At 70.9% G+C, this 24,666-nt stretch carries 17 protein-coding genes; 14 read left to right on the forward strand and 3 right to left on the reverse strand.

All coding sequences use genetic code 11. From position 1 onward, the window contains the following. The first annotated feature begins 174 nt into the window (after positions 1-174). The 5 genes from ACZ6EJ_RS23525 (at position 175) to tuf (ending at position 8,945) form a co-directional block, all read left to right on the forward strand. Entirely contained in the window at positions 175-4,074 is a 3,900-nt protein-coding gene (locus tag ACZ6EJ_RS23525; RefSeq protein ID WP_469269775.1) for a DNA-directed RNA polymerase subunit beta', read from the forward strand. Positions 4,075-4,579: 505 nt separating this feature from the next. Continuing rightward, positions 4,580-4,951 carry a 30S ribosomal protein S12 gene (rpsL, locus tag ACZ6EJ_RS23530; RefSeq protein WP_003948652.1) on the forward strand — a complete coding sequence of 124 codons (372 nt, stop codon included), beginning with the start codon at positions 4,580-4,582 and terminating at the stop codon, positions 4,949-4,951. Between the two features lie 2 nt (positions 4,952-4,953). Beyond that, positions 4,954-5,424, forward strand: coding sequence for a 30S ribosomal protein S7 (rpsG, locus tag ACZ6EJ_RS23535; protein WP_003966970.1), 471 nt, complete (start codon positions 4,954-4,956; stop codon positions 5,422-5,424). Positions 5,425-5,462: 38 nt separating this feature from the next. After that, positions 5,463-7,592, forward strand: coding sequence for an elongation factor G (fusA, locus tag ACZ6EJ_RS23540; protein ID WP_469269776.1), 2,130 nt, complete (start codon positions 5,463-5,465; stop codon positions 7,590-7,592). 159 nt (positions 7,593-7,751) lie between these two features. Then, positions 7,752-8,945 (forward strand): elongation factor Tu, encoded by a 1,194-nt coding sequence (gene tuf / locus ACZ6EJ_RS23545; protein WP_469269777.1) that lies wholly within the window; start codon positions 7,752-7,754, stop codon positions 8,943-8,945. Between the two features lie 126 nt (positions 8,946-9,071). On the opposite strand, the gene ACZ6EJ_RS23550 is transcribed toward tuf, so the two are convergent. Next, the gene (locus ACZ6EJ_RS23550; protein WP_469269778.1) at positions 9,072-10,220 is read right to left on the reverse strand and encodes a sensor histidine kinase; all 1,149 of its coding nucleotides are present in this window, start codon (positions 10,218-10,220) and stop codon (positions 9,072-9,074) included. A gap of 343 nt (positions 10,221-10,563) precedes the next feature. On the opposite strand from ACZ6EJ_RS23550, the gene ACZ6EJ_RS23555 reads away from it, so the two are divergent. The 3 genes from ACZ6EJ_RS23555 to ACZ6EJ_RS23565 all read left to right on the forward strand — a co-directional run bounded on the left by ACZ6EJ_RS23555 (position 10,564) and on the right by ACZ6EJ_RS23565 (position 17,903). After that, a complete protein-coding gene (locus ACZ6EJ_RS23555) occupies positions 10,564-16,779 on the forward strand; it encodes a DNRLRE domain-containing protein (RefSeq protein WP_469269792.1) in 6,216 nt (2,071 codons plus the stop codon). After that, the gene (locus ACZ6EJ_RS23560; RefSeq protein WP_469269780.1) at positions 16,770-17,204 is read left to right on the forward strand and encodes a hypothetical protein; all 435 of its coding nucleotides are present in this window, start codon (positions 16,770-16,772) and stop codon (positions 17,202-17,204) included. The genes ACZ6EJ_RS23555 and ACZ6EJ_RS23560 overlap by 10 nt, the downstream gene beginning before the upstream one ends. A gap of 96 nt (positions 17,205-17,300) precedes the next feature. Next, positions 17,301-17,903, forward strand: a complete 603-nt coding sequence (locus ACZ6EJ_RS23565; RefSeq protein ID WP_469269781.1) for a response regulator — start codon at positions 17,301-17,303, stop codon at positions 17,901-17,903. A gap of 61 nt (positions 17,904-17,964) precedes the next feature. Here ACZ6EJ_RS23565 and ACZ6EJ_RS23570 read toward each other — a convergent pair whose 3' ends face one another. Further along, a complete protein-coding gene (locus tag ACZ6EJ_RS23570) occupies positions 17,965-18,690 on the reverse strand; it encodes a S1 family peptidase (protein ID WP_469269783.1) in 726 nt (241 codons plus the stop codon). Positions 18,691-18,841: 151 nt separating this feature from the next. Further along, a complete protein-coding gene (locus tag ACZ6EJ_RS23575) occupies positions 18,842-20,869 on the reverse strand; it encodes a PIG-L family deacetylase (RefSeq protein WP_469269793.1) in 2,028 nt (675 codons plus the stop codon). Positions 20,870-21,517: 648 nt separating this feature from the next. Between ACZ6EJ_RS23575 and rpsJ the strand changes: the two genes are divergently transcribed. The 6 genes from rpsJ to rpsS are packed head-to-tail and all read left to right on the forward strand — an operon-like array spanning position 21,518 to position 24,643. Continuing rightward, complete coding sequence (gene rpsJ / locus ACZ6EJ_RS23580) at positions 21,518-21,826, forward strand: 30S ribosomal protein S10 (protein ID WP_003948644.1); 309 nt, start codon at positions 21,518-21,520, stop codon at positions 21,824-21,826. A 13-nt stretch (positions 21,827-21,839) separates the two neighbouring features. Further along, a complete protein-coding gene (gene rplC / locus ACZ6EJ_RS23585; RefSeq protein ID WP_096625050.1) occupies positions 21,840-22,484 on the forward strand; it encodes a 50S ribosomal protein L3 in 645 nt (214 codons plus the stop codon). A gap of 4 nt (positions 22,485-22,488) precedes the next feature. Then, a complete protein-coding gene (gene rplD / locus ACZ6EJ_RS23590; RefSeq protein ID WP_030578049.1) occupies positions 22,489-23,139 on the forward strand; it encodes a 50S ribosomal protein L4 in 651 nt (216 codons plus the stop codon). Further along, positions 23,139-23,462, forward strand: a complete 324-nt coding sequence (gene rplW / locus ACZ6EJ_RS23595) for a 50S ribosomal protein L23 (protein ID WP_007446738.1) — start codon at positions 23,139-23,141, stop codon at positions 23,460-23,462. The genes rplD and rplW overlap by 1 nt, the downstream gene beginning before the upstream one ends. Positions 23,463-23,512: 50 nt before the next feature. Then, positions 23,513-24,349: a 50S ribosomal protein L2 gene (gene rplB, locus ACZ6EJ_RS23600; RefSeq protein ID WP_003966957.1), complete on the forward strand. Its 837-nt coding sequence runs from the start codon at positions 23,513-23,515 to the stop codon at positions 24,347-24,349. Between the two features lie 12 nt (positions 24,350-24,361). Next, positions 24,362-24,643 (forward strand): 30S ribosomal protein S19, encoded by a 282-nt coding sequence (gene rpsS, locus ACZ6EJ_RS23605; RefSeq protein ID WP_003966956.1) that lies wholly within the window; start codon positions 24,362-24,364, stop codon positions 24,641-24,643. The last annotated feature ends 23 nt before the right edge of the window (positions 24,644-24,666 follow it).

Genomic DNA, 24,666 nt, shown 5'->3' on the forward strand with positions numbered 1-24,666 from the left:
CGGATCCCACCACCACCACCCCCCCCCCCCCCCGCTCCCCCCCCCCCCCCCCCCCCCCCCCCCCCCCCCCCCCCCCCCCCCCCCCCCCCCCCCCCCCCCCCCCCCCCCCGCCCCTCCCCGGACCCGTTCAGACCATTGATTGAGACGAGACCCCGAAAGAGGGATTGACGACAAGTGCTCGACGTCAACTTCTTCGACGAGCTGCGGATCGGCCTTGCCACCGCGGACGACATCCGGACCTGGTCGCACGGCGAAGTGAAGAAGCCGGAGACCATCAACTACCGCACGCTCAAGCCCGAGAAGGACGGACTCTTCTGCGAGAAGATCTTCGGTCCGACGCGGGACTGGGAGTGCTACTGCGGCAAGTACAAGCGTGTCCGCTTCAAGGGCATCATCTGCGAGCGCTGCGGCGTCGAGGTCACTCGCGCCAAGGTGCGTCGTGAGCGGATGGGCCACATCGAGCTTGCCGCTCCCGTCACCCACATCTGGTACTTCAAGGGCGTCCCCTCGCGCCTCGGATACCTGCTGGACCTCGCGCCGAAGGACCTGGAAAAGGTCATCTACTTCGCCGCGTACATGATCACGTTCGTGGACGAGGAGCGTCGTACCCGCGACCTGCCGTCCCTGGAGGCCCACGTCTCCGTCGAGCGCCAGCAGACCGAGAACCGCCGCGACGCCGACCTGGAGGCCCGCGCCAAGAAGCTCGAGACCGACCTGGCCGAGCTGGAGGCCGAGGGCGCCAAGGCCGACGTGCGCCGCAAGGTGCGCGAAGGCGCCGAGCGCGAGATGAAGCAGTTGCGCGACCGTGCGCAGCGCGAGATCGACCGCCTCGACGAGGTGTGGAGCCGCTTCAAGAACCTCAAGGTCCAGGACCTGGAGGGCGACGAGCTGCTCTACCGCGAGCTGCGTGACCGCTTCGGCACGTACTTCGACGGCTGCATGGGCGCCGCGGCGCTGCAGAAGCGCCTGGAGTCCTTCGACCTCGAGGAGGAGGCCGAGCGCCTCCGCGAGATCATCCGTACCGGCAAGGGCCAGAAGAAGACCCGTGCGCTCAAGCGCCTCAAGGTCGTCTCCGCGTTCCTGCAGACCAGCAACAAGCCCAAGGGCATGGTGCTGGACTGCGTGCCGGTCATCCCGCCGGACCTGCGTCCGATGGTGCAGCTCGACGGTGGCCGCTTCGCGACCTCCGACCTGAACGACCTGTACCGCCGCGTGATCAACCGCAACAACCGCCTGAAGCGGCTTCTCGACCTCGGCGCCCCCGAGATCATCGTCAACAACGAGAAGCGGATGCTCCAGGAGGCCGTCGACGCGCTGTTCGACAACGGCCGCCGCGGTCGCCCGGTCACCGGTCCCGGCAACCGCCCGCTGAAGTCCCTGAGCGACATGCTCAAGGGCAAGCAGGGCCGCTTCCGCCAGAACCTCCTCGGCAAGCGCGTGGACTACTCCGCGCGTTCCGTGATCGTCGTCGGCCCGCAGCTCAAGCTGCACCAGTGCGGTCTGCCGAAGGCGATGGCGCTGGAGCTGTTCAAGCCGTTCGTGATGAAGCGCCTGGTGGACCTGAACCACGCGCAGAACATCAAGTCGGCCAAGCGCATGGTCGAGCGCGGCCGCACCGTCGTGTACGACGTCCTCGAAGAGGTCATCGCCGAGCACCCGGTGCTGCTGAACCGTGCGCCCACCCTGCACCGCCTCGGCATCCAGGCCTTCGAGCCGCAGCTCGTCGAGGGCAAGGCCATCCAGATCCACCCGCTCGTCTGCACCGCGTTCAACGCGGACTTCGACGGCGACCAGATGGCCGTGCACCTGCCGCTCTCCGCGGAGGCGCAGGCCGAGGCCCGCATCCTGATGCTGTCCTCGAACAACATCCTGAAGCCGGCCGACGGCCGTCCCGTCACCATGCCGACCCAGGACATGGTGCTCGGCCTCTTCTTCCTCACCACGGACGAAGAGGGCCGCGACGTCAAGGGCGCGGGCCGGTCCTTCGGCTCCACGGCCGAGGCGATCATGGCGTTCGACGCCCGCGAGCTGTCGCTCCAGGCGAAGGTCGACATCCGCTTCCCGGTCGGCACCATGCCGCCCCGCGGCTGGGTGCCGCCGGTCGCCGAGGAGGGCGAGCCCGAGTACCAGCCGGGCGACACCTTCCGGCTGCGGACCAGCCTGGGCCGCGCGCTCTTCAACGAGCTGCTGCCCGAGGACTACCCGTTCGTCGACTACTCGGTGGGCAAGAAGCAGCTCTCCGAGATCGTCAACGACCTGGCCGAGCGCTACCCCAAGGTCATCGTGGCGGCGACGCTCGACAACCTGAAGGCGGCGGGCTTCCACTGGGCGACCCGTTCGGGCGTCACCGTGGCCATCTCCGACGTCGTCGTGCCCGAGGCCAAGAAGGCCATCGTCAAGGGCTACGAGGAGCTGGACGAGAAGGTCCAGAAGCAGTACGAGCGCGGTCTGATCACCAAGGACGAGCGCACGCAGGAGCTCATCGCGATCTGGACCAAGGCGACCAACGAGGTCGCCGAGGCGATGAACGAGAACTTCCCCAAGACCAACCCCATCTTCATGATGGTCGACTCGGGCGCCCGAGGAAACATGATGCAGATGCGGCAGATCGCGGGTATGCGCGGTCTGGTGTCGAACGCGAAGAACGAGACCATCCCGCGTCCGATCAAGGCGTCCTTCCGCGAGGGCCTCACCGTGCTGGAGTACTTCATCTCCACGCACGGCGCCCGCAAGGGTCTGGCCGACACCGCCCTGCGTACCGCCGACTCGGGTTACCTGACCCGTCGTCTGGTGGACGTCTCGCAGGACGTGATCATCCGCGAGGAGGACTGCGGCACCGACCGCGGCCTCAAGCTGAAGATCGCGGTCAAGGGCGCGGACGGCGTGCTGCGCAAGACGGACGACGTCGAGACCTCGGTGTACGCCCGTATGCTCGCCGAGGACGTCGTGGTGGACGGCAAGGTCATCGCGCCCGCCAACGTCGACCTCGGTGACGTCCTGATCGACGCCCTGGTCGCCGCCGGCGTCGAGGAGGTCAAGACCCGCTCGGTCCTGACCTGCGAGTCCGCGGTCGGCACCTGTGCCTTCTGCTACGGACGCTCGCTCGCCACCGGCAAGCTGGTCGACATCGGTGAGGCGGTCGGCATCATCGCCGCCCAGTCCATCGGTGAGCCCGGCACCCAGCTCACGATGCGCACCTTCCACACCGGTGGTGTGGCCGGTGACGACATCACGCAGGGTCTGCCGCGTGTCGTCGAGCTCTTCGAGGCCCGTACCCCCAAGGGTGTCGCCCCGATCTCCGAGGCCAAGGGCCGCGTGCGGATCGAGGAGACCGAGAAGACCAAGAAGCTCATCGTCACCCCGGACGACGGCAGCGACGAGACGGCGTTCCCGATCTCGAAGCGCGCCCGTCTGCTCGTGGGCGAGGGCGACGCGGTCGAGGTGGGCCAGAAGCTCACCGTCGGCGCCACCAACCCGCACGACGTGCTGCGCATCCTCGGCCAGCGTGCGGTCCAGGTGCACCTGGTCGGCGAAGTCCAGCGGGTCTACAACTCGCAGGGCGTGTCGATCCACGACAAGCACATCGAGATCATCATCCGGCAGATGCTCCGCCGGGTGACGATCATCGAGTCCGGCGACGCGGAGCTGCTTCCGGGCGAGCTGGTGGAGCGGTCGAAGTTCGAGACCGAGAACCGCCGTGTGGTCACCGAGGGCGGTCACCCCGCCTCCGGCCGTCCGCAGCTCATGGGCATCACCAAGGCCTCGCTCGCCACCGAGTCGTGGCTGTCGGCGGCGTCCTTCCAGGAGACGACCAGGGTCCTGACCGACGCGGCGATCAACGCCAAGTCGGACTCCCTGATCGGCCTCAAGGAGAACGTCATCATCGGTAAGCTCATCCCGGCCGGTACGGGCCTGTCCCGCTACCGCAACATCCGGGTCGAGCCGACCGAGGAGGCCAAGGCCGCGATGTACTCGGCCGTCGGCTACGACGACATCGACTACTCGCCGTTCGGCACCGGCTCCGGCCAGGCCGTCCCGCTGGAGGACTACGACTACGGTCCGTACAACCAGTAGGCGCGCAGCCGTCGCATGACGCCGGAAGGCGGGACCACACCGGTACGTCACGGGGTGGTCCCGCCTTCCGGCGTTCCCGGCCGCTCGGCCGGGAAGGGCCCCCGCCGTCCCTCTCCGGGCCGCGCGGCGGGCGTGCGGGGGCGGGGCGGGCTCCGGGGGTACGGACGCCTCCACGGGCGGCGGAAGCCCCGGCCGACCGGCCGGGGGAGGTGCGCCGACCGGCGGCGCGGGGGCTCCCGCCGGCCTCCGGAGGGCCGCCCGCGCGGGGGTGGACGGCATTTGTTTTGACCCCAGTGCGTGAGGTAGGTACGCTCAAGCCTTGTGCCTGGGGTGTGCCTGGGCTCCGGTGCGTGTCCTCAACCGCACGGCGAGCCCGTCATTGCCACCGCAATTCGCGCCTCTTCCGCCCCTCGGGTGGAGATCGCGGTATTCGACACACCCGACCGCGTGGGTCGGTGATGTTCCAGGTTAGTTTCACGAACGGCACACAGAAACCGGAGAAGTAGTGCCTACGATCCAGCAGCTGGTCCGGAAGGGCCGGCAGGACAAGGTCGAGAAGAACAAGACGCCCGCGCTCGAGGGTTCGCCCCAGCGTCGCGGCGTCTGCACGCGTGTGTTCACGACCACCCCGAAGAAGCCGAACTCGGCACTCCGCAAGGTCGCGCGTGTGCGTCTGACCTCCGGTATCGAGGTCACGGCCTACATTCCGGGTGAGGGACACAACCTGCAGGAGCACTCCATCGTGCTCGTGCGTGGTGGCCGTGTGAAGGACCTGCCGGGTGTTCGCTACAAGATCATCCGCGGCTCGCTCGACACCCAGGGTGTCAAGAACCGCAAGCAGGCCCGCAGCCGCTACGGCGCCAAGAAGGAGAAGTAAGAATGCCTCGTAAGGGCCCCGCCCCGAAGCGCCCGGTCATCATCGACCCGGTCTACAGCTCTCCTCTTGTCACGTCGCTGATCAACAAGATCCTCCTCGACGGCAAGCGTTCCACCGCCGAGCGGATCGTCTACGGCGCCATGGAAGGCCTCCGCGAGAAGACCGGCAACGACCCGGTCATCACGCTGAAGCGCGCGCTTGAGAACGTCAAGCCCTCGCTCGAGGTCAAGTCCCGCCGTGTCGGTGGCGCCACCTACCAGGTGCCGATCGAGGTCAAGCCCGGTCGCGCCTCCACCCTCGCCCTGCGCTGGCTCGTCGGCTACTCCCGCGCCCGCCGCGAGAAGACCATGACCGAGCGCCTGATGAACGAACTGCTCGACGCCTCCAACGGCCTCGGCGCTTCGGTCAAGAAGCGCGAGGACACCCACAAGATGGCCGAGTCCAACAAGGCCTTCGCGCACTACCGCTGGTAGTCGCTACCCCCATCGAGACCGAGAGAAGACAGAGCCTTATGGCCACCACTTCGCTTGACCTGGCCAAGGTCCGCAACATTGGGATCATGGCCCACATCGACGCGGGCAAGACGACCACCACCGAGCGGATTCTGTTCTACACCGGTGTGAGCTACAAGATCGGTGAAGTCCACGACGGCGCTGCCACGATGGACTGGATGGAGCAGGAGCAGGAGCGCGGCATCACGATCACGTCCGCCGCGACGACCTGCCACTGGCCGCTCAACGATGTTGACCACACCATCAACATCATCGACACGCCGGGTCACGTCGACTTCACCGTCGAGGTGGAGCGTTCGCTCCGCGTCCTCGACGGCGCCGTCACCGTGTTCGACGGTGTGGCGGGCGTCGAGCCGCAGTCCGAGACCGTGTGGCGTCAGGCGGACCGCTACGGCGTTCCGCGCATCTGCTTCGTCAACAAGCTCGACCGCACCGGTGCCGACTTCCTCCGTTGCGTCAGCATGATCGTGGACCGCCTCGGCGCGACCCCGATCGTCATGCAGCTCCCCATCGGCGCCGAGGCGGACTTCCGCGGCGTCGTCGACCTCGTGTCGATGAAGGCCTTCGTGTACCCCGAAGAGGCCGCCAAGGGCGAGATGTACGACATCGTCGAGATCCCGGACGACCTCAAGGACGCCGCCGAGGAATGGCGCGGCAAGCTCCTGGAGGCCGTCGCCGAGAACGACGACCAGATGATGGAGCTGTACCTGGAGGGCAACGAGCCCACCCAGGAGCAGCTGCACGAGGCGATCCGCCGCATCACGCTGGCCTCGAAGGGCGGCGCCGACTCCGTCACCGTCACCCCGGTGTTCTGTGGCACCGCGTTCAAGAACAAGGGCGTCCAGCCCCTGCTCGACGCGGTCGTCCGCTACCTGCCCTCCCCCCTGGACGTCGAGGCCATCGAAGGCCACGACGTCAAGGACCCCGAGGTCGTCATCAAGCGCAAGCCCTCGGACGACGAGCCGTTCTCCGGCCTGGCGTTCAAGATCGCGAGCGACCCGCACCTCGGCAAGCTCACCTTCGTCCGGATCTACTCCGGTCGCCTGGAGGCCGGCACCGCGGTGCTGAACTCCGTCAAGGGCAAGAAGGAGCGCATCGGCAAGATCTACCGTATGCACGCGAACAAGCGTGAGGAGATCGCATCGGTGGGCGCCGGCGACATCATCGCCGTCATGGGTCTCAAGCAGACCACCACCGGTGAGACGCTGTGCGACGACAAGAGCCCGGTCATCCTGGAGTCCATGGACTTCCCGGCGCCGGTCATCCAGGTCGCCATCGAGCCGAAGTCCAAGGGTGACCAGGAGAAGCTGGGTGTCGCCATCCAGCGGCTCTCGGAGGAGGACCCCTCCTTCCAGGTGCACTCCGACGAGGAGACCGGCCAGACCATCATCGGTGGTATGGGCGAGCTCCACCTCGAGGTGCTCGTCGACCGCATGAAGCGCGAGTTCCGCGTCGAGGCGAACGTCGGCAAGCCCCAGGTCGCGTACCGCGAGACGATCCGCAAGGCCGTCGAGCGCATCGACTACACGCACAAGAAGCAGACTGGTGGTACCGGCCAGTTCGCGAAGGTGCAGATCGCCCTCGAGCCCATCGAGGGTGGCGACGCCTCCTACGAGTTCGTCAACAAGGTCACCGGTGGCCGCATCCCCCGCGAGTACATTCCCTCGGTGGACGCGGGCGCCCAGGAAGCCATGCAGTTCGGCATCCTGGCCGGTTACGAGATGGTCGGCGTCCGCGTCACCCTTCTCGACGGCGGTTACCACGAGGTCGACTCCTCGGAGCTCGCCTTCAAGATCGCCGGTTCCCAGGCGTTCAAGGAGGGTGCCCGCAAGGCCTCTCCCGTGCTCCTGGAGCCGATGATGGCCGTCGAGGTCACCACGCCCGAGGACTACATGGGCGATGTCATCGGCGACCTCAACTCCCGCCGTGGCCAGATCCAGGCCATGGAGGAGCGCAGCGGCGCTCGCGTCGTGAAGGGCCTCGTGCCCCTCTCGGAGATGTTCGGCTACGTCGGAGACCTCCGCAGCAAGACCTCGGGTCGCGCAAGCTACTCGATGCAGTTCGACTCCTACGCCGAGGTTCCGCGGAACGTCGCCGAGGAGATCATCGCGAAGGCCAAGGGCGAGTAACTCTCCCGAGCTCACGCTTTAGGCTTGTCACCGGAGCCCGGTAGGGCATCCGCCGCAGAGCAGACAGCGACGCGGCGGATGCCCCCGGCACCGGCATCCCAGCAAAGATCACCTGGCGCCGATGAAGCAAGGCGTACAGAACCACTCCAGGAGGACCCCGTGGCGAAGGCGAAGTTCGAGCGGACTAAGCCGCACGTCAACATCGGCACCATCGGTCACATCGACCACGGTAAGACGACCCTCACGGCCGCCATTACCAAGGTGCTGCACGACGCGTACCCCGACCTGAACGAGGCCTCGGCCTTCGACCAGATCGACAAGGCTCCCGAGGAGCGCCAGCGCGGTATCACCATCTCGATCGCGCACGTCGAGTACCAGACGGAGTCGCGTCACTACGCGCACGTCGACTGCCCCGGTCACGCGGACTACATCAAGAACATGATCACGGGTGCCGCGCAGATGGACGGCGCCATCCTCGTGGTCGCCGCCACCGACGGCCCGATGCCGCAGACCAAGGAGCACGTGCTCCTGGCCCGCCAGGTCGGCGTTCCGTACATCGTCGTCGCGCTGAACAAGGCCGACATGGTGGACGACGAGGAGATCATGGAGCTCGTCGAGCTCGAGGTCCGTGAGCTCCTCTCCGAGTACGAGTTCCCGGGCGACGACCTTCCGGTCGTGCGCGTCTCGGCGCTCAAGGCGCTCGAGGGCGACAAGGAGTGGGGCCAGTCGGTCCTGAACCTGATGGCCGCGGTGGACGAGTCCATCCCGCAGCCCGAGCGCGACGTCGACAAGCCGTTCCTCATGCCGATCGAGGACGTCTTCACGATCACCGGTCGTGGCACCGTCGTCACCGGTCGCATCGAGCGTGGTGTCCTCAAGGTCAACGAGACCGTCGACATCGTCGGTATCAAGAACGAGAAGACCACCACCACGGTCACCGGCATCGAGATGTTCCGCAAGCTGCTCGACGAGGGCCAGGCCGGTGAGAACGTCGGTCTGCTCCTCCGTGGCATCAAGCGCGAGGACGTCGAGCGCGGCCAGGTCATCATCAAGCCCGGTTCGGTCACGCCGCACACCGAGTTCGAGGCCCAGGCCTACATCCTGTCGAAGGACGAGGGTGGCCGTCACACCCCCTTCTTCAACAACTACCGCCCGCAGTTCTACTTCCGTACCACGGACGTGACCGGCGTCGTGACCCTCCCCGAGGGCACCGAGATGGTCATGCCGGGCGACAACACCGTCATGTCGGTCCAGCTCATCCAGCCGGTCGCCATGGAGGAGGGCCTGAAGTTCGCCATCCGTGAGGGTGGTCGGACCGTGGGCGCCGGCCAGGTCACCAAGATCAACAAGTAGTCGTCGCTCGACTGCTCGACCTGGTGGCTCTCTGAGTCGCAAGAAGGGCCCCCGTCTCTCGGAAGAGAGGCGGGGGCCCTTCGCCGTGCGCGGCCCCCGCGTGCGGCTGCCGCGCGGGCGGGCCCGTCACGCGGCCGGCGCGTCGGCCGCCGGGACGCCCGCCGCGGGCGCGGTGGCCGTCAGGGTGAAGGCGCCGTCCTCCAGGGCGGTCGCGAAGGTCCCGCCCACGGCGAGGACCCGGCCCCGCAGCCCCGCCAGGCCCGTGCCCCGCCGCCCGGAGGCCGGAGCCGCCGGCGCCCCGTCGTTGCGGACCGTCAGCCGGGTCGCGGCGCCGTCCGCCCGCAGGGTGATCGCGCAGGTCGTGGCCCGGCTGTGCTGGAGGACGTTGGCGACGGCCTCGCGCAGGACGAAGGACAGACAGCTCATGGCGGCCGGGTCGAGGTCGACGCACGGCGGCAGCACGGTCCGCACCTCCACCCCGGCCGCCGTCAGCACCCGCTGGGCGTGCGCCAGCTCCTCCGAGAGGGAGAGCCCGCCGCCGTCCGGACCGCTGATCGAGCGCACGTCGTCGTGGAGCCGGCGGGCCAGCGCGACGATCTCCGCCAGCGCCTCGCGGTGGCCCTCGCAGCCCGATGCCCCGGCGTCCCGCGGGGGAGCCCCGCGCAGCGCCGTCTCGCCCTGGAGCGCGATCGCCGTCAGCGACGACCCGACGAGGTCGTGCAGGTCCTGCCGCATCCGGGCGCGCTCCCGCTGCTCGGCGACGTGCGCCGCGTGCTCCCTGCTGCCGTGCAGCCGGGCCGTGAGCAGGGCCAGGTGGGCGACCGCGAAGACCGTGGTCGCGGTGATCGCCGTACCGAGCAGGACGTTCAGCGGGCTGCGGTCGGTCTCGATCAGGCCCGTGGCGGCCAGCAGGGGACCGCTCGCCCCGACCGCCAGCGCGGTCGGCACGGAGGCGTTCGCCGGCAGGGTCAGCAGGACGGCCCCCGCGAGGAAGCCGAGCAGGCTCAGCCACCGGTGGTGGAACAGCAGCAGCGGCAGGTAGGTCAGCACCGCCTGCACCAGCAGCAGCGCCCACCGCCGGCGGTAGGGCAGCCGGTACGGCGGCGGGGCGTACTGGCCCAGCATGACCGCAGGCATCAGCACCAGCACGGTCAGGCCGACGACCACGCTCCGCCGGCCGAGCGGCGAGGCCGCCACCTCCAGGGCGACGAGCGCGAGCGACCCGACCACCAGCACGACGAGCGCGGCGAAGGCCACGCCCGCGCCCTGCGGCACACCTCCTGTACGGCCTGGCGCCCCCCGCATCCGTCCCCTCGCCGCCTTCCTCACGCTCTGTCACCTTGTGTGGGCACATTGTCCCGCAGCGGTGCGCCGCCTCGCCCCGCGCCCCCCGACCTGTGCGTCCGCCGTGGAGGAGACGGGGCGGTGAACTCTCCGCGGTTCGTGAAACCTTCACTTCTCCGGCCCCGGCCCCCTTGCTTGGATCGCCTCTGTTTCGTGCCCCCTACAACAGAGAGTTGGCACCGTGTCCGAGCACATACCTCCCGCGTGGCAGGGATCGTCACTGGTCCTCCAGCGGCGAAGACGCCTTCTGCCGCGGATCGCCCTCGGGGCCGCCATGGTGCTGGCGGTGGAGATGGCCCTGGTGACGGAGGGCGGCCACGCCGTGGCCCTCACCCGGCAGGCGCCGAACACCCCGGCCGTCGAGCAGCCCGTCCCCCAGGGCCCGGACCAGGCCGCCGACATCCTCTCCGCCAAGGTCGCCGCCAAGCTGCGGGGCAAGCGGGTCGAGGCGCTGTCGGAGCGGACCGAGACCTCCACGACGTGGGTGAACAAGGACGGCTCGCTCACCACCGAGCTGACGGCCGGCCCGGTCCGCTTCGAGGAGAACGGCGCCTGGACCGACATCGACGTCTCGCTGCGCGAGGCGGACGGCCGCGTCGAGGCCAAGGCCCACCCCAACGGGCTGAGCCTCGCGGGCAGGGGCGGCACGCCGCCGCGCACCCTGGCCGAGGCGGGCCGCGCCCCCGCCCGCGACCTGGTCACCCTCGGTGAGGGCGACGAGCGGATCACGCTCCAGTGGAAGGGCGGACTGCCCGCACCCGAACTCGACGGGACGCGGGCCACGTACCCCGAGGCCCTGCCGGGAGCGGACGTGGTCGTCGAGGCGACCCGTACGGGCTTCGAGCAGTACGTCGAGATCAAGAAGCGCCCGGCCGCCGGCTACACGTACACCCTGCCGCTCAAGGCCGAGGGGCTGACGGCGAAGGGGCAGCCCGACGGCAGCGTGCTGTTCACCGACCGGAAGAACAAGAAGCGGGCGGTGATGCCCGCCCCGGTGATGTGGGACTCCACGGTCGACGGGGTCTCGGGCGAGCACACGCGCCGGGTGCCGGTCGCCATGAAGGTCGTCCGCGCCAAGGGCGCCGTCGAGCTGGTGGTCACCCCGGACGCGGACTTCCTGGCCGACCCGGCCACCAAGTACCCCGTCACCGTGGACCCGTCCACCTCGGCGCTCTCGAACGTCTTCGACACCTACGTCCAGCAGGGCGAGACCCGCGACTGGTCCACGGACGTGGAGCTGGACCTGGGCAACCCCGGCACCAAGAACGCCGACGGCACCCCGCGCACCGCGCGCTCCTTCATCTCCTGGAACACCTCGCCGGTGCGGGACGCGCTGGTGACCAGCGCCAAGCTGTCCCTGTGGAACTTCCACTCCGGCAACACCGACTGCAAGGCCCACCCGTGGGAGGTGTGGTCCACCGGGGCCGCCTCGACCGCCTCGCGCTGGACCGCGCAGCCCGCGTGGACGGCGAAGAGGGCCACCTCGACGGAGACCAGGGGCAACGCCGGCTGCACGTCCGCCCCGGACGGCTGGATCAACGCCGACGTCACCACGCTGGTGCAGGAGTGGGCCTCCGCCCAGGCGTCCCGCGGCCACCTGGGGCTGCGGGCCGCCGACGAGGCGGCGACGGCCCAGTGGAAGCGGGTCAACTCCGCCAACGCGGCCGCCAACCCGCCCAAGCTGGTGGTGACGTACAACTACCGTCCCCGTACCGGCACCAAGCAGGAGGCGGGTCCGCCGTACTTCTCCTACGGCGGCGCGTACACGGTCAACACCCTGACGCCGACGCTGCGCGACACCTTCGTCGACGCCAACGGCGACCAGGTCAACGGGACCTTCCAGATCTTCGACAACGCCACCAACACGCAGGTCGGCAACGTCCTGGTGTCGAAGTACGTGCCCTCCGGGCAGGTCGCGTCGGTGACGGTGCCGGCGGGCGTGCTGGCCGAGGGGAAGACGTACAAGTTCCGTACGAACCCCTACGACGGCGCGCACTACAACACCGGCTGGTCCGCGTGGAAGACCTTCACGGTCGACACCAGGGCCCCCTCCGCCCCGGCGAGGATCGCCTCGACGGACTACCCGAGCGGTCAGTGGGTCAAGGGCGCGGGCACGGCGGGCGTCTTCACGGTGACGCCGCCGAGCGGGTCCGACCACCACTGGCTGGAGTGGTCGCTGGACGGGGTGACCTGGACCAAGGTCGCCACCGACGGGGCCGCCACCGCCAAGAACATCAGCGTCGCCCCGCCCAAGGACGGCACCCACACCCTCCACGTGCGCGCGGTCGACAAGGCGGACAACAAGTCCGAGGCGATCGAGTACACCTTCCACGCGGGCCCCGGCGGGTTCGTCCAGCCCACCGAGGGCGAGCGCACCGCACGCCGGCTGCTGCTGCTGGCGGAGGCCGAGGCCGCCAAGTACGACGCCGTCTCCTTCTCCTGGCGGCGCTCCGAGGCCGACCCGTGGGTGAAGATCCCCGCGGGCGACGTCACCTCCGGCGGCGCCCCGCTGAGCGCGTGGCCCGTGCCGCTGACGAACGGCAGGAACGCCGCCCTGACCTGGAACGCGACCTCCACCGTCGACCCGGACGGCACGGTCCAGATCAAGGCCGACTTCACCGGCCCGAACTCCGCCGCCGGCAGCACCGCGCCGCTCGGCGTCGTGGTCGACCGCGCGGCCGGGGGCGCGGCCTCCGACGAGGTCGGCCCCGGTTCGCTGAACCTGCTCACCGGTGACTACACGCTGTCCGCCACCGACGCCTCCGCGTTCGACCTGGCCGTCTCCCGCACCGCCTCCTCCCGTACGCCCCGCAAGGGCGGCGACCAGGAGGGGCAGGCGCCGGTCTTCGGCAAGGAGTGGGTGGTGGGCACCGTCGCCGAGACGACGGAGTCCGACTACACCCACCTGCGCCGGGTCTCCGACACTGCGGTCGACGTGCTGATGGACGACGGCGAGGCGGTCCACTTCACCGCGAACGCGGCCCGCAACGGCTGGATCGCCGAGGCCGGGTCGGAGGACCTGACGCTCAGGGGGAGCGTGGCCTCCTCCTTCACCCTGTCGGACACCGACGGGACCGTCACGGAGTTCACCAAGCCGGACGCGGCGGCCGAGACCTGGCAGGTCTCCAGCACCCTGCTGGACGGGCTGGCCGACTCCACCACCACGATCGTCTCCGAGACGGTGACCGTGGACGGCAAGAAGCTCGCCCGGCCCAAGCGGGTCATCGCCCCGACCTCCGCGGCCACCGCCGCCGCCTGCACCGCGACGCCCTCCACCAAGGGCTGCCGCGCGCTGGAGTTCGTGTACGCCACCGCCACCACGGCCACCGGCAGCACCACCGCCGAGGACTTCGGCGACTACGCGGGCCAGGTCAAGGAGATCCGGCTCTGGTCCACCCAGCCCGGCGCGGCCGCGGCCACGTCCAAGGCGGTCGCCACCTACCGGTACGACGTCGAGGGGCGGCTCCGCCAGCAGTGGAACCCCAACCTGTCCCAGACCACGCAGACCCAGTACTCCTACGACTCCGCGGGCCGGGTGATCTGGCTGCACCAGCAGTCGGAGCTGCCGTGGAGCTTCACCTACGGCAAGGCGGGCGCCTCCGACGCCGCCGGTGAGGGGATGCTGCTGAAGGCGTCCCGCGCCGGTCTCAAGCAGGGCACCACGGACGTCGAGGAGGGCACGGCGGCCACCAGCATCGTCTACGACGTACCGCTGACCGGGACCTCCGCGCCCTACCGGATGGGCGCGGCGGACGTCGCGGCGTGGGGGCAGAACGACGTGCCCACCGACGCCACGGCCGTCTTCCCCGCCGACTCCGTGCCCACCGCCCACTCCGGCAGCGCGCTCGGCGCGGCCGACTACCGGCGGGCCGAGCTGCACTACCTGGGCGTCTCCGGCCGGGAGAGCAACACGGTGGCGCCCGGCGGGCACACCAGCACCACCGAGTACGACCGCTTCGGCTCCACCGTCCGCGAGCTGACCGCCGCCAACCGCGCGGTGGCCCTCGGCCTGAGCGCCGCCGACCGGGCCGTCCAGGCCGAGCTGGGCATCGCCGGGCTCAGCCCCGCGGAGCGGGCCGACCTGCTGGCGACCCGCAGCGTCTACAACGAGAGCGGCACGCGCGAGCTGGAGGAGTTCGGGCCGCTGCGGCGGATCGACCTCACCGCGGACCTGAAGTCCGGCGCCACCACCCTCGTCCCGGCCGGCTCCTCGGTCGTCGCCCGGTCCTGGAAGACCACCGGCTACGACGAGGGCCGCCCGACCGACGGCACGGCGAAGGTCAAGGACCAGGCCACCACGGTCACCACGGGCGCCCAGGTCCGCGAGCACCCGGCCGTCCACGCCGAGACCCGCGTCACGCGGACGGCCTACGACTGGGCCAAGGGCCTGCCCACCAGCACGGTCCAGGACCCCGGCGGGGCCGCCATCACCACCCGGAAGGCGTACGACGCCCAGGGCCGCGAGACGAAGACGGTCTCGCCCGGTTCCAACGGGGCCGACGCCGCCACCACCGTCACCACCTACTGGTCGGCGACCGGCGCCGGCGCCTGCGAGGGACGCCCGGAGTGGGCCGACCTGGTCTGCTCCACCGGTCCGGCGAGCGCGATCACCGGCGGGACCAACCCCGCGACCCTGCCGGTGAGCACCACCGAGTACGACTGGTGGGGCAACGCGGCCAAGGTCGTGGAGAGCGCCGACGGGGCCACCCGCACGACCACCACCACCCACGACGGGGCGGGCCGCCCGGAGAGGACGACCGTCACCGGCACCGCCGGCGCGGCCGTCCCGGAGGTCACCACCGAGTACGACCCGGTGACCGGCCGCGCCCTCAGGACGGTCTCGCCCACCGGCGGCGCCATCACCCGCGCGTTCGACAAGCTCGGCCGCCAGATCGCGTACACCGACGCGGACGGGGGCCGGACGAGCACCGAGTACGACCTGCTCGACCGCCCCGTCAAGGTCACGGACAGCGTGCCCTCGACCGTCACGTACACCTACGACCACAGCGCCGAGCCGCGCGGCCTGGCCACCTCGACCACCGACTCCGTCGCGGGCGTCTTCCGGGCGACCTACGACGCGGACGAGTCCGTGGCCACCGAGAAGCTGCCCGGCGGCTACACCCTCACCACCACCGAGGACACCACGGGCGCGACCGTCGACCGCACGTACACCCGTGACGCCGACGGTGCGATCGTCTACTCCGACACCGTGACCGAGTCCGTCCACGGGCAGGTCACCACCCACGCCGGCTGGTCGGACCAGAGCTACCGCTACGACGCCGCGGGCCGGCTGACCGCGGTCGAGGACACGGCGGACACCGTCTGCACCCGCCGCTCGTACACCTTCGACGCCCGCTCCAACCGCACGGCGCTCACCACGGCGGCGGGCTCGCCGGGCGCCGACTGCCCCACCACGGGAGGGACCACCGCCAACCACGGCTACGACACCGCCGACCGCCTCGTCGACGCCGGCTACGGCTACGACGCCTTCGGCCGCACCACGGCCACCCCGCACCACGGCTCCCTGAGCTACTACGCCAACGACCTCGTCCACCAGCAGACCGCCGGCGGGCAGCGCCAGACCTGGCTGCTCGACGCGGCGCTGCGCCTGCGCTCCTGGCGGACCGAGACCAACAACGGCGGCACGTGGACGCAGACCGCGTCCAAGCGGAACCACTACGACGGCGACGGCGACAACCCCCGCTGGATCGTCGAGGACACCGCCGGCGGAGCGGTGACCCGCAACGTCGACTCCGCGTCGGGGGACCTGGCCGCCACCACCGGCAAGACCGGGGACACGGTCCTGCACCTCACGTCCATCCACGGGGGCGTCGCCCTCCAGCTCCCCCTGGACGCCGCGCAGGCCCCGGTGGCGCTGGACAGCGACGAGTACGGCAACCCCCGCACCGGGCAGGCGCCCGCCCGCTACGGCTGGCTGGGCGGCAAGCAGCGCTCCAGCGAGACGCCGACCGGGCTCGTGCTCATGGGCGTACGCCTGTACGACCCGCGGACGGGCCGCTTCCTCCAGACCGACCCCGTGCCCGGAGGCAGCGCCAACCGGTACGAGTACGCCTACGGCGACCCCGTCAACAAGTACGACCTCGACGGCCGCTGGGTCCCGCTGGTCGTCGCGGCGGTCCGCGTCGGATGGGCCTGCTACCGGCACTGCGGCAAGGCCTACCGGGCCGCGAAGACCGGATACCGCGCCTACAAGGCGTACAAGAAGAAGAAGAAGTACACCAAGGCGGTCATGCAGTACCGCGCCCGCGGGGCATCCTGGAACAACAACCGCTTCTTCGGCGAGCGCAGCCGGCTCTTCGGGGACATGCACCGGGGCCGCCAGGGCTTCTTCAACCGGAAGAACTTCGGCATCGGATGGAGTGCCGTGGGCTTCAAGCGGACGCTCGGCATCAAGAAGGCCCGTACGGTCTTCCGGGTGAAGTGGGGCCGCAAGCGGCACTGGGACCTGAGAGTGGGGAGATGGCTGTGACCCCCCGGCACGACGGGAAGTTCGCCCCGGTGGCCCTCGCGGAGGCGGCCCTGGAGTCCTGCGGGGCCGAGGGCGCCGCCTTCGAGCAGCGCGACGTCGAGGACGGCGGCTGGTTCGCCGACTGGGACGGCACGCTGCGCGGCTCCGAGGTGTACGTCGGCCTCATGGGCGGGTCGCCCGACGCGGACTCCGTACGGGTCCTCCTGGACGACTGGACCTTCGACGAGGTGGCCGCCGCTGACGTCGGCGCGTTCCTCGCGCGGGTCTTCTCCGGGCAGGCGACCCTCAGCAGGCAGAAGTTCCTCCGGGTCTTCTCCTCCCACCTGCTGGAGGTCACGGTCGGCGCGGTCACGTACTCCGCCGGCAGGGACGCCCGGCCGGACGACGAACTCGTTCCCTGGGAACGGGCTCTGACGACCGGGTGAACCCCGTGTGCTGCGGCTCCGCACCCCGGAGCCGCAGCACACGCACCCCGGAGCCGACGGGCCGGCGGCCGGCCCCGCTCGGCCATAATCGATCTTGTGATCAGGGTGCTGGTGGTCGACGACCACGACGTGGTGCGGTCCGGGCTCGCCGCACTCCTGGCCGCCGAGATCGGCATCCGGGTGGTCGGCGAGGCGGCGGACGGCCCGTCCGCCCTCGCCGAGGCGGAGCGGCTGCGTCCGGACGTGGCGCTGCTCGACATCGACCTGCCCGGCCTGGACGGGATAGCCGTCGCCGCCCGACTGGCCCGGAGCCGGCCCGCGTGCGCCCCGCTGATGCTCACCGCGCTCGACCGTCCCGGCCATCTGCGCCGGGCCCTGGACGCCGGGGCCGCCGGATACCTGCTCAAGAGCACCAGCGCCGCGCGGACCGCCGACGCCGTCCGCCGGATCGCCGCGGGCGGCCGGGTCATCGACCCCCGGATGCGCGGGGCGGAGCGGTCCGCGCCCAGCCCGCTCACCGACAAGGAGGCCGAGGCCCTCCGGCTGGCCGCCGCCGGCGCCCACTCGCGGGAGATCGCCGCCGACCTCTTCCTCAGCGTGGGGACCGTGCGCAACCGGCTGTCGTCGGCCGTGGGGAAGCTCCACGCCCGCACCCTCGTCGACGCGGTGCGGATCGCGGAGCGCCACGGATGGCTGTAGGGCCCCCGCACCCCAGGGCGGTGGGGTGCGGAGGCCCTACGTTCTCGGGGGAGACGGACTCTCAGACGCCCGCGATGGACTGGATCCAGGACCGGTACGCCGTCACGTTCGTGTACGCGGTCGTGGTCTGCCGGTCGCTGGTGGAGGCCACGCCGACCTGGACGCCGTTGGCCGTCATCGGGCCGCCGGAGTCGCCGCCGGCGGTGATGCCGTTGCCGCGGCGGGCGCAGATGGCCGAGCCGCCGTAGGCGTCACCGCAGCCGCCGGTCACCGTCACGTTGGCGACCTTCAGGTAGCGGGACTGGCAGGTGGCCTCGGAGCCGCACTGGGAGGTGGCCCCCCAGCCCCACACCTGCACGCTCTGCCCGACGCTGACCGAGCCGGGCTGGCCGAGCCGCGAGTAGGTCGCCTGCACCGAGCGGTCCAGCCGCACGAGCGCCAGGTCCGAGCTGTGGGTGTAGGTCTGCGCGCCGTTGGCGACCGTGCCGCCGCTGTGCTGGTCGAGGCTGCCGATGCGGAACGAGAGGCCGCCGCCGCTGACGCAGTGCTTGGCGGTGAGGATCCAGGTCGGCGCGATGATGGTCGCCGAACAGGTCTCCCTCCCGTTCGAGAGGAGACGCGCGGCCCACGGGGCGTTCTGGGCGTAGCCGCCGCCGATGATCTGGGCCGACGGCGGCGGGGAGTCCTGGAGCGGGGGCGCCGGGGTGGCCGCCGCGTTGGGTGCGAAGAGGGCGACGACGCAGGCCGCTGCGGCGGCGGCAGCGGGCACTAACCTGGCAATACGCATAAGGTCCTCGTTTCGCGGGACGCGCTGGGTCGGCGCGTCTGTGGGGGCGGTCGGCAACAGGGTGCCGGAGCGCGACGAGGCGGGGTACTCACGTTTGGCCATAACGCGGCGTTATACCGCGTGCGCGGGGCGTGCGCCGCCGGCGCGGTTCCTACGGCCGCCACACCCACGGCACGGCGTCCGGCCCGAAGCCGACGACCACCGGCCGGCCCGCCCCGTCGAGGTGCAGGGCCGTGCCGTCCAGGGCGACGGGCCCCCGCGTCCGCACCGCGAGGCCCTCGGCGGTGCGGACCTGGACCCGGCCCTCCGAGGAGCGCCCGAGCAGCACCGGCCCGCCGGGGGAGAGGGCCGCGGCCACCGGCCCGTAGCCGCCGAACCGCGGCCCCGGCGCCGCGTCCGCCCGCACGGCTGCCAGCCCCGCCTTCGCCGCGGGCCGGTAGTACAGCTCCACGGACCCGTCCGGCGCGGGGAGCGCGGCCGGCGCGTGGGCGGGCACGGGGTGGCCGGTGAGCTGGGTACGGGCGGTGACGTCGGCGTCCGGGGCGTCCTGGGTCCAGTGGTGCACGTGGTGGTGCCCGGCCGCGTGGACGTGCACCCGCCCGGCCGCGTCGACGACCGCGGTCACCCCGTCCTGGACCTCGCCGCCGCCCATGTCCCGCCAGGCGCTCCAGCGGCCGGTGACCGCGGAGCGCACCCGCGTGCTCAGCCCCTTCTCCGCGTTGCGCACGAAGAGGTGCACCCGGCCGTCCGGGGCGGCCACCGCCACCGGGACCCCGACGCGGCGGCCGTGGTCCCGGCCGCTCGACGGGTTGCCGAGCCCCCGCCACGCCCCGAAGGGCCCGCCCGGCGCGGACTGCTCCAGCAGCACGATCTCCCGCTCGTTGTCCGAACCGTGCCCCCCGAGCGCCGCGAACCGCAGCCCGAACAGCAACTGCCGTCCGTCCGCCGTCGCCGCCGCGCCCAGCACCGGGGCGAGCGGCCCGCCGCCGAGGTCCCGCGGACCGTCCAGGACGCCGCTGCCGGGGGCGCTCTCGCTCCACCGCACGGCCCGCAGCCCCACCACCCCGTACACCGCGAGCCGGCCGTCCGGCCCGGCGGCGACCACCGGCCGGGGCCCCGGATGGCGGTGGTACGTGGAACGGACCCACCCCTTGCGGTTGGTCAGCGGCCGGTCGCCGCCCACGTTGTAGTCGCCGCAGCCGGCGGGGTTGCCGCACTCCCAGTCGGGCGAGCCGCCGTACGGGACCAGGTGGGCGGCCTTCCGCGCCAGCACCGCCGGCGGCAGGTTCTTGGGCCAGTGCCGGTTGTAGTACCCCCGGAACGAGGCCGTGGCGAAGCCGGGCACCGGCTCCCCGCGCCCCGTCGCGCGGGCGACCCAGCGGATCAGGGCCGCCCAGGCGAAGCAGCCGGCCGCGGTGTGGTCGGCGTGGTCGGAGTAGCCGCGCTGCTCGCTGTCCCGGCGGCGCTGCCGCTCACCGCTCGCCTGGAGGTCGGGGTCCGGGTCCAGGGTGTGCACGACGGTCGGCCGGTACCGCTCCAGCAGCTCGACGAGGACGTCTATGAGGCTGTCGTACGTGTACGAGCCGGCCCGCTCCACCGGCGAGCCGTCGGCGACGACGGTCCGCAGCACGAGCCGGCGGTCCTGCCAGAGGCTGGGCAGCCCGAGGCGGCCCCGCCCGGTGTGCATCGCGGTGTTGAGGAAGACCAGCTCGACCCGGCGCGCCCCCTCCGCCAGCACGTCGACCTCGGCCCGGTGGCCGCCGGCCAGGCGCAGCACGGTCCGGTCCCAGGGCGTGAAGCGGTCCAGCCCCAGCAGCTCGGCGTAGGCCTGCCGCAGGCCCTGGTGGCGGGCGGCGGAGTACGCGGCGCGGTCGGGCGCGGGGCGCGGGGCGCCGGGGATCCTGTTGACCCCGTCGGCCTCGCCCGCGGTGAGGTAGACGCAGACCACGGGCGTCCCGGCGTCCAGGGCCTCGCGGGTGTCCGGGTTCATGAAGTACAGGTCGTCGTCCGGGTGCGCCAGCACCTGGAGGAGCAGGGCCCGCGGCGCGCCGCTGATCGGCAGTCCGGGCGCGGGGTCGGGGGCGGGGCCGCGCCGTCGGGGGGCCGGCACGGAGCACCCGGCGAGGGCGGCGGCCGCGGCGGCGGTCCCGGCGGCCAGCAGGGCCGCCCGCCGGTCCACGCCCCTGGATCGATCCGTCACGCCGCGTACTCCGTCCGCTTCTCCCGCGGCGGGGGCACGGCCTGCCCCGTCCCGCGTACTTCCCTGGCACTCCACGGCAGGCCGGCGGCCGGTGGGCCGCGCCCGCGCAGGAGGAAGACGGAGGCGGGGGCCGGGGGGTTGCCCGGCGGGGGAGTGGGGTGGCGCACTCCGGGCGGGCCGCGGCGGGCCGGAGGAGGGGGCCGGTCCGGCCCGTGCGCGCCGCCGGATGCGCGCCCGCGTTTGAGCAGTCGCCTGCGCGGGGTAGGATTCCCGACTCGATTGGCCAGGCCCGCGCCCTGTATGGCACACTGACCAGGTTGCTCGGTTGAGTGTCAATGTCGCGCGCCTCCCGCCGGGAGGACCGGAAGCGAGTCCCACAGTACTCGTCGGCCCCTGGGGCCGGACGTACGGGAATCTTCCGGGAAGCGAGGCAGGGCGCCGGCCAGGCGCCCGGCGGGTGTTCCACCCCCGGTTCCGCGGTCCTCGGGCCCGCACCCCCTTGGTTGGGATCTCCTTCGGGAGATTTTCGTAGAGGGGATGCGACACGCCCGACCGCGTGGGTCGGAGGAGGAGTCCAGAGAGCCCTCGGGTTCCAGAGCGTTACGAGAGACAGGACTACTAGTAGCCATGGCGGGACAGAAGATCCGCATCCGGCTCAAGGCCTACGACCACGAGGTCATCGACTCCTCGGCGAAGAAGATCGTCGAGACGGTGACCCGCACTGGTGCGTCGGTCGCGGGCCCGGTGCCGCTGCCCACTGAGAAGAACGTGTACTGCGTCATCAAGTCGCCGCACAAGTACAAGGACTCGCGCGAGCACTTCGAGATGCGCACGCACAAGCGCCTCATCGACATCCTCGACCCCACGCCGAAGACGGTTGACTCGCTGATGCGTCTCGACCTGCCGGCGGGCGTCGACATCGAGATCAAGCTCTGAGGTGACGCGCGAGATGGCTAAGAACATTAAGGGCGTCCTGGGCGAGAAGCTCGGCATGACCCAGGTCTGGGACGAGAACAACCGGGTCGTCCCGGTGACCGTCGTCAAGGCCGGGCCCTGCGTCGTCACCCAGGTCCGCACCAACGACAACGACGGCTACGAAGCGGTCCAGATCGCCTTCGGCGAGATCGACCCGCGCAAGGTGAACAAGCCCCTCAAGGGTCACTTCGCCAAGGCCGACGTCACCCCGCGCCGCCACCTGGTGGAGCTCCGCACCCCTGACGCCAGCGAGTACACGCTGGGCCAGGAGGTCACCGCCGAGGTGTTCGAGTCCGGCGTCAAGGTCGACGTCACGGGCAAGAGCAAGGGCAAGGGCTTCGCCGGTGTCATGAAGCGTCACAACTTCAAGGGCCTCGGCGCCGGGCACGGCACCCAGCGCAAGCACCGTTCCCCCGGTTCCATCGGTGGCTGCGCCACCCCTGGGCGTGTCTTCAAGGGCATGCGCATGGCGGGCCGTATGGGTAACGAGCGCGTCACCACCCAGAACCTGACCATCCACGCGGTTGACGCGGAGAAGGGTCTGCTCCTCATCAAGGGCGCGGTCCCCGGTCCGAACGGCGGCCTCGTCCTGGTCCGTACCGCGGCCAAGGGGGCTTGAGGTAATGAGCACCATTGACATCCTTTCGCCGGCAGGCGACAAGGCCGGTACCGTCGAGCTCCCCGCGGAGATCTTCGACGCGAAGACCAGCGTTCCGCTGATCCACCAGGTCGTTGTCGCTCAGCTCGCGGCTGCCCGTCAGGGCACGCACAAGACCAAGCGCCGCGGTGAAGTCCGCGGTGGTGGCAAGAAGCCGTACCGCCAGAAGGGCACCGGCCGCGCCCGCCAGGGTTCGACCCGCGCCCCGCAGTTCGCCGGCGGTGGCGTCGTCCACGGCCCGCAGCCGCGCGACTACTCGCAGCGGACCCCGAAGAAGATGAAGGCCGCCGCCCTGCGCGGTGCCCTCTCCGACCGGGCCCGTCACTCCCGCATCCACGTCGTCACCGGCGTGGTCGAGGGTGCCGCCTCCACCAAGGCCGCCAAGACGCTGCTCGGCAAGATCTCGGAGCGCCAGAACCTGCTCCTGGTCGTCGACCGCGCCGACGAGGCCGCGTGGCTGTCCGCGCGCAACCTGCCCCAGGTGCACATCCTGGAGCCGGGCCAGCTCAACACGTACGACGTGATCGTCTCTGACGACGTGGTCTTCACCCAGGCCGCTTTCGAGTCCTTCGTGTCTGGCCCCCAGACCGCTGAGACCGAAGGGAGCGACGCCTGATGAGCGAGGCGACCGTTACCAGCAAGACGTACTCGGACCCGCGTGACGTTCTCGTCAAGCCCGTGGTCTCCGAGAAGAGCTACGCGCTGCTCGACGAGAACAAGTACACGTTCATCGTCGCGCCCGGCTCCAACAAGACCCAGATCAAGCAGGCCGTGGAAGCGGTCTTCTCGGTCAAGGTCACCGGGGTCAACACGATCAACCGGCAGGGTAAGCGCAAGCGCACCAAGACCGGCTTCGGCAAGCGCTCCGACACGAAGCGCGCCATCGTGACCCTCGCCGAGGGCGACCGTATCGACATCTTCGGCGGCCCGACCTCCTGACGGAGGTCGAGACGTCCAGGATCCGGAATTCTTCCGAGGACTGAGAGACAATGGGTATCCGCAAGTACAAGCCGACGACCCCGGGCCGTCGTGGCTCCAGCGTCGCCGACTTTGTCGAGATCACGCGGTCCACGCCGGAGAAGTCGCTGGTCCGCCCCCTGCACAGCAAGGGCGGCCGTAACAACGCCGGTCGTGTGACCGTTCGCCACCAGGGCGGTGGCCACAAGCGCGCCTACCGAGTGATCGACTTCCGTCGTCACGACAAGGACGGCGTGCCGGCCAAGGTCGCGCACATCGAGTACGACCCGAACCGCACCGCGCGCATCGCGCTGCTGCACTACGCGGACGGCGAGAAGCGTTACATCGTCGCTCCCCGTGGCCTGTCGCAGGGCGACCGTGTCGAGAACGGTCCGACCGCCGACATCAAGCCCGGCAACAACCTGGCGCTGCGCAACATCCCGGTCGGTACGACCATCCACGCCATCGAGCTGCGGCCCGGCGGCGGCGCGAAGTTCGCCCGTTCCGCGGGTGCCTCCGTGCAGCTGCTGGCGAAGGAGGGCACCATGGCCCACCTTCGTATGCCGTCGGGTGAGATCCGCCTGGTCGACGCCCGCTGCCGCGCCACGATCGGCGAGGTCGGCAACGCCGAGCAGTCGAACATCAACTGGGGCAAGGCCGGCCGTATGCGCTGGAAGGGCGTTCGCCCGACCGTCCGCGGTGTCGCGATGAACCCGGTTGACCACCCGCACGGTGGTGGTGAGGGCAAGACCTCCGGTGGTCGCCACCCGGTCTCGCCGTGGGGTCAGAAGGAGGGTCGTACTCGTTCTCCCAAGAAGGCGAGCAACAAGTACATCGTCCGCCGCCGCAAGACGAACAAGAAGCGCTAGGAGCGGGTTTAGATGCCGCGCAGTCTCAAGAAGGGGCCCTTCGTCGACGGCCACCTCATCAAGAAGGTGGACGTACAGAACGAGGCAGGCACCAAGAACGTCATCAAGACCTGGTCCCGTCGCTCGATGATCGTCCCGGCCATGCTGGGTCACACCATCGCGGTGCACAACGGCAAGATCCACGTCCCGGTGTTCGTCACCGAGTCGATGGTCGGCCACAAGCTCGGCGAGTTCTCGCCGACTCGCACCTTCCGCGGCCACGTCAAGGACGACCGGAAGTCGAAGCGCCGCTAGCGCGGGGTGGAAACGACTATGAC

The sequence above is a fragment of the Streptomyces sp. NPDC041970 genome (assembly GCF_055588985.1).

Excerpts from the sequence above, each read along its gene's own strand:
- rpsG (WP_003966970.1), top strand. The coding sequence starts at position 4,954 with ATGCCTCGTAAGGGCCCCGCCCCGAAGCGCCCGGTCATCATCGACCCG.
- rplC (WP_096625050.1), top strand. The coding sequence starts at position 21,840 with ATGGCTAAGAACATTAAGGGCGTCCTGGGCGAGAAGCTCGGCATGACC.
- ACZ6EJ_RS23560 (WP_469269780.1), top strand. The coding sequence starts at position 16,770 with ATGGCTGTGACCCCCCGGCACGACGGGAAGTTCGCCCCGGTGGCCCTC.
- rplB (WP_003966957.1), top strand. The coding sequence starts at position 23,513 with ATGGGTATCCGCAAGTACAAGCCGACGACCCCGGGCCGTCGTGGCTCC.
- ACZ6EJ_RS23570 (WP_469269783.1), bottom strand. The coding sequence starts at position 18,690 with ATGCGTATTGCCAGGTTAGTGCCCGCTGCCGCCGCCGCAGCGGCCTGC.
- rpsS (WP_003966956.1), top strand. The coding sequence starts at position 24,362 with ATGCCGCGCAGTCTCAAGAAGGGGCCCTTCGTCGACGGCCACCTCATC.
- rpsJ (WP_003948644.1), top strand. The coding sequence starts at position 21,518 with ATGGCGGGACAGAAGATCCGCATCCGGCTCAAGGCCTACGACCACGAG.
- rplD (WP_030578049.1), top strand. The coding sequence starts at position 22,489 with ATGAGCACCATTGACATCCTTTCGCCGGCAGGCGACAAGGCCGGTACC.
- fusA (WP_469269776.1), top strand. The coding sequence starts at position 5,463 with ATGGCCACCACTTCGCTTGACCTGGCCAAGGTCCGCAACATTGGGATC.
- ACZ6EJ_RS23555 (WP_469269792.1), top strand. The coding sequence starts at position 10,564 with ATGGTGCTGGCGGTGGAGATGGCCCTGGTGACGGAGGGCGGCCACGCC.
- rplW (WP_007446738.1), top strand. The coding sequence starts at position 23,139 with ATGAGCGAGGCGACCGTTACCAGCAAGACGTACTCGGACCCGCGTGAC.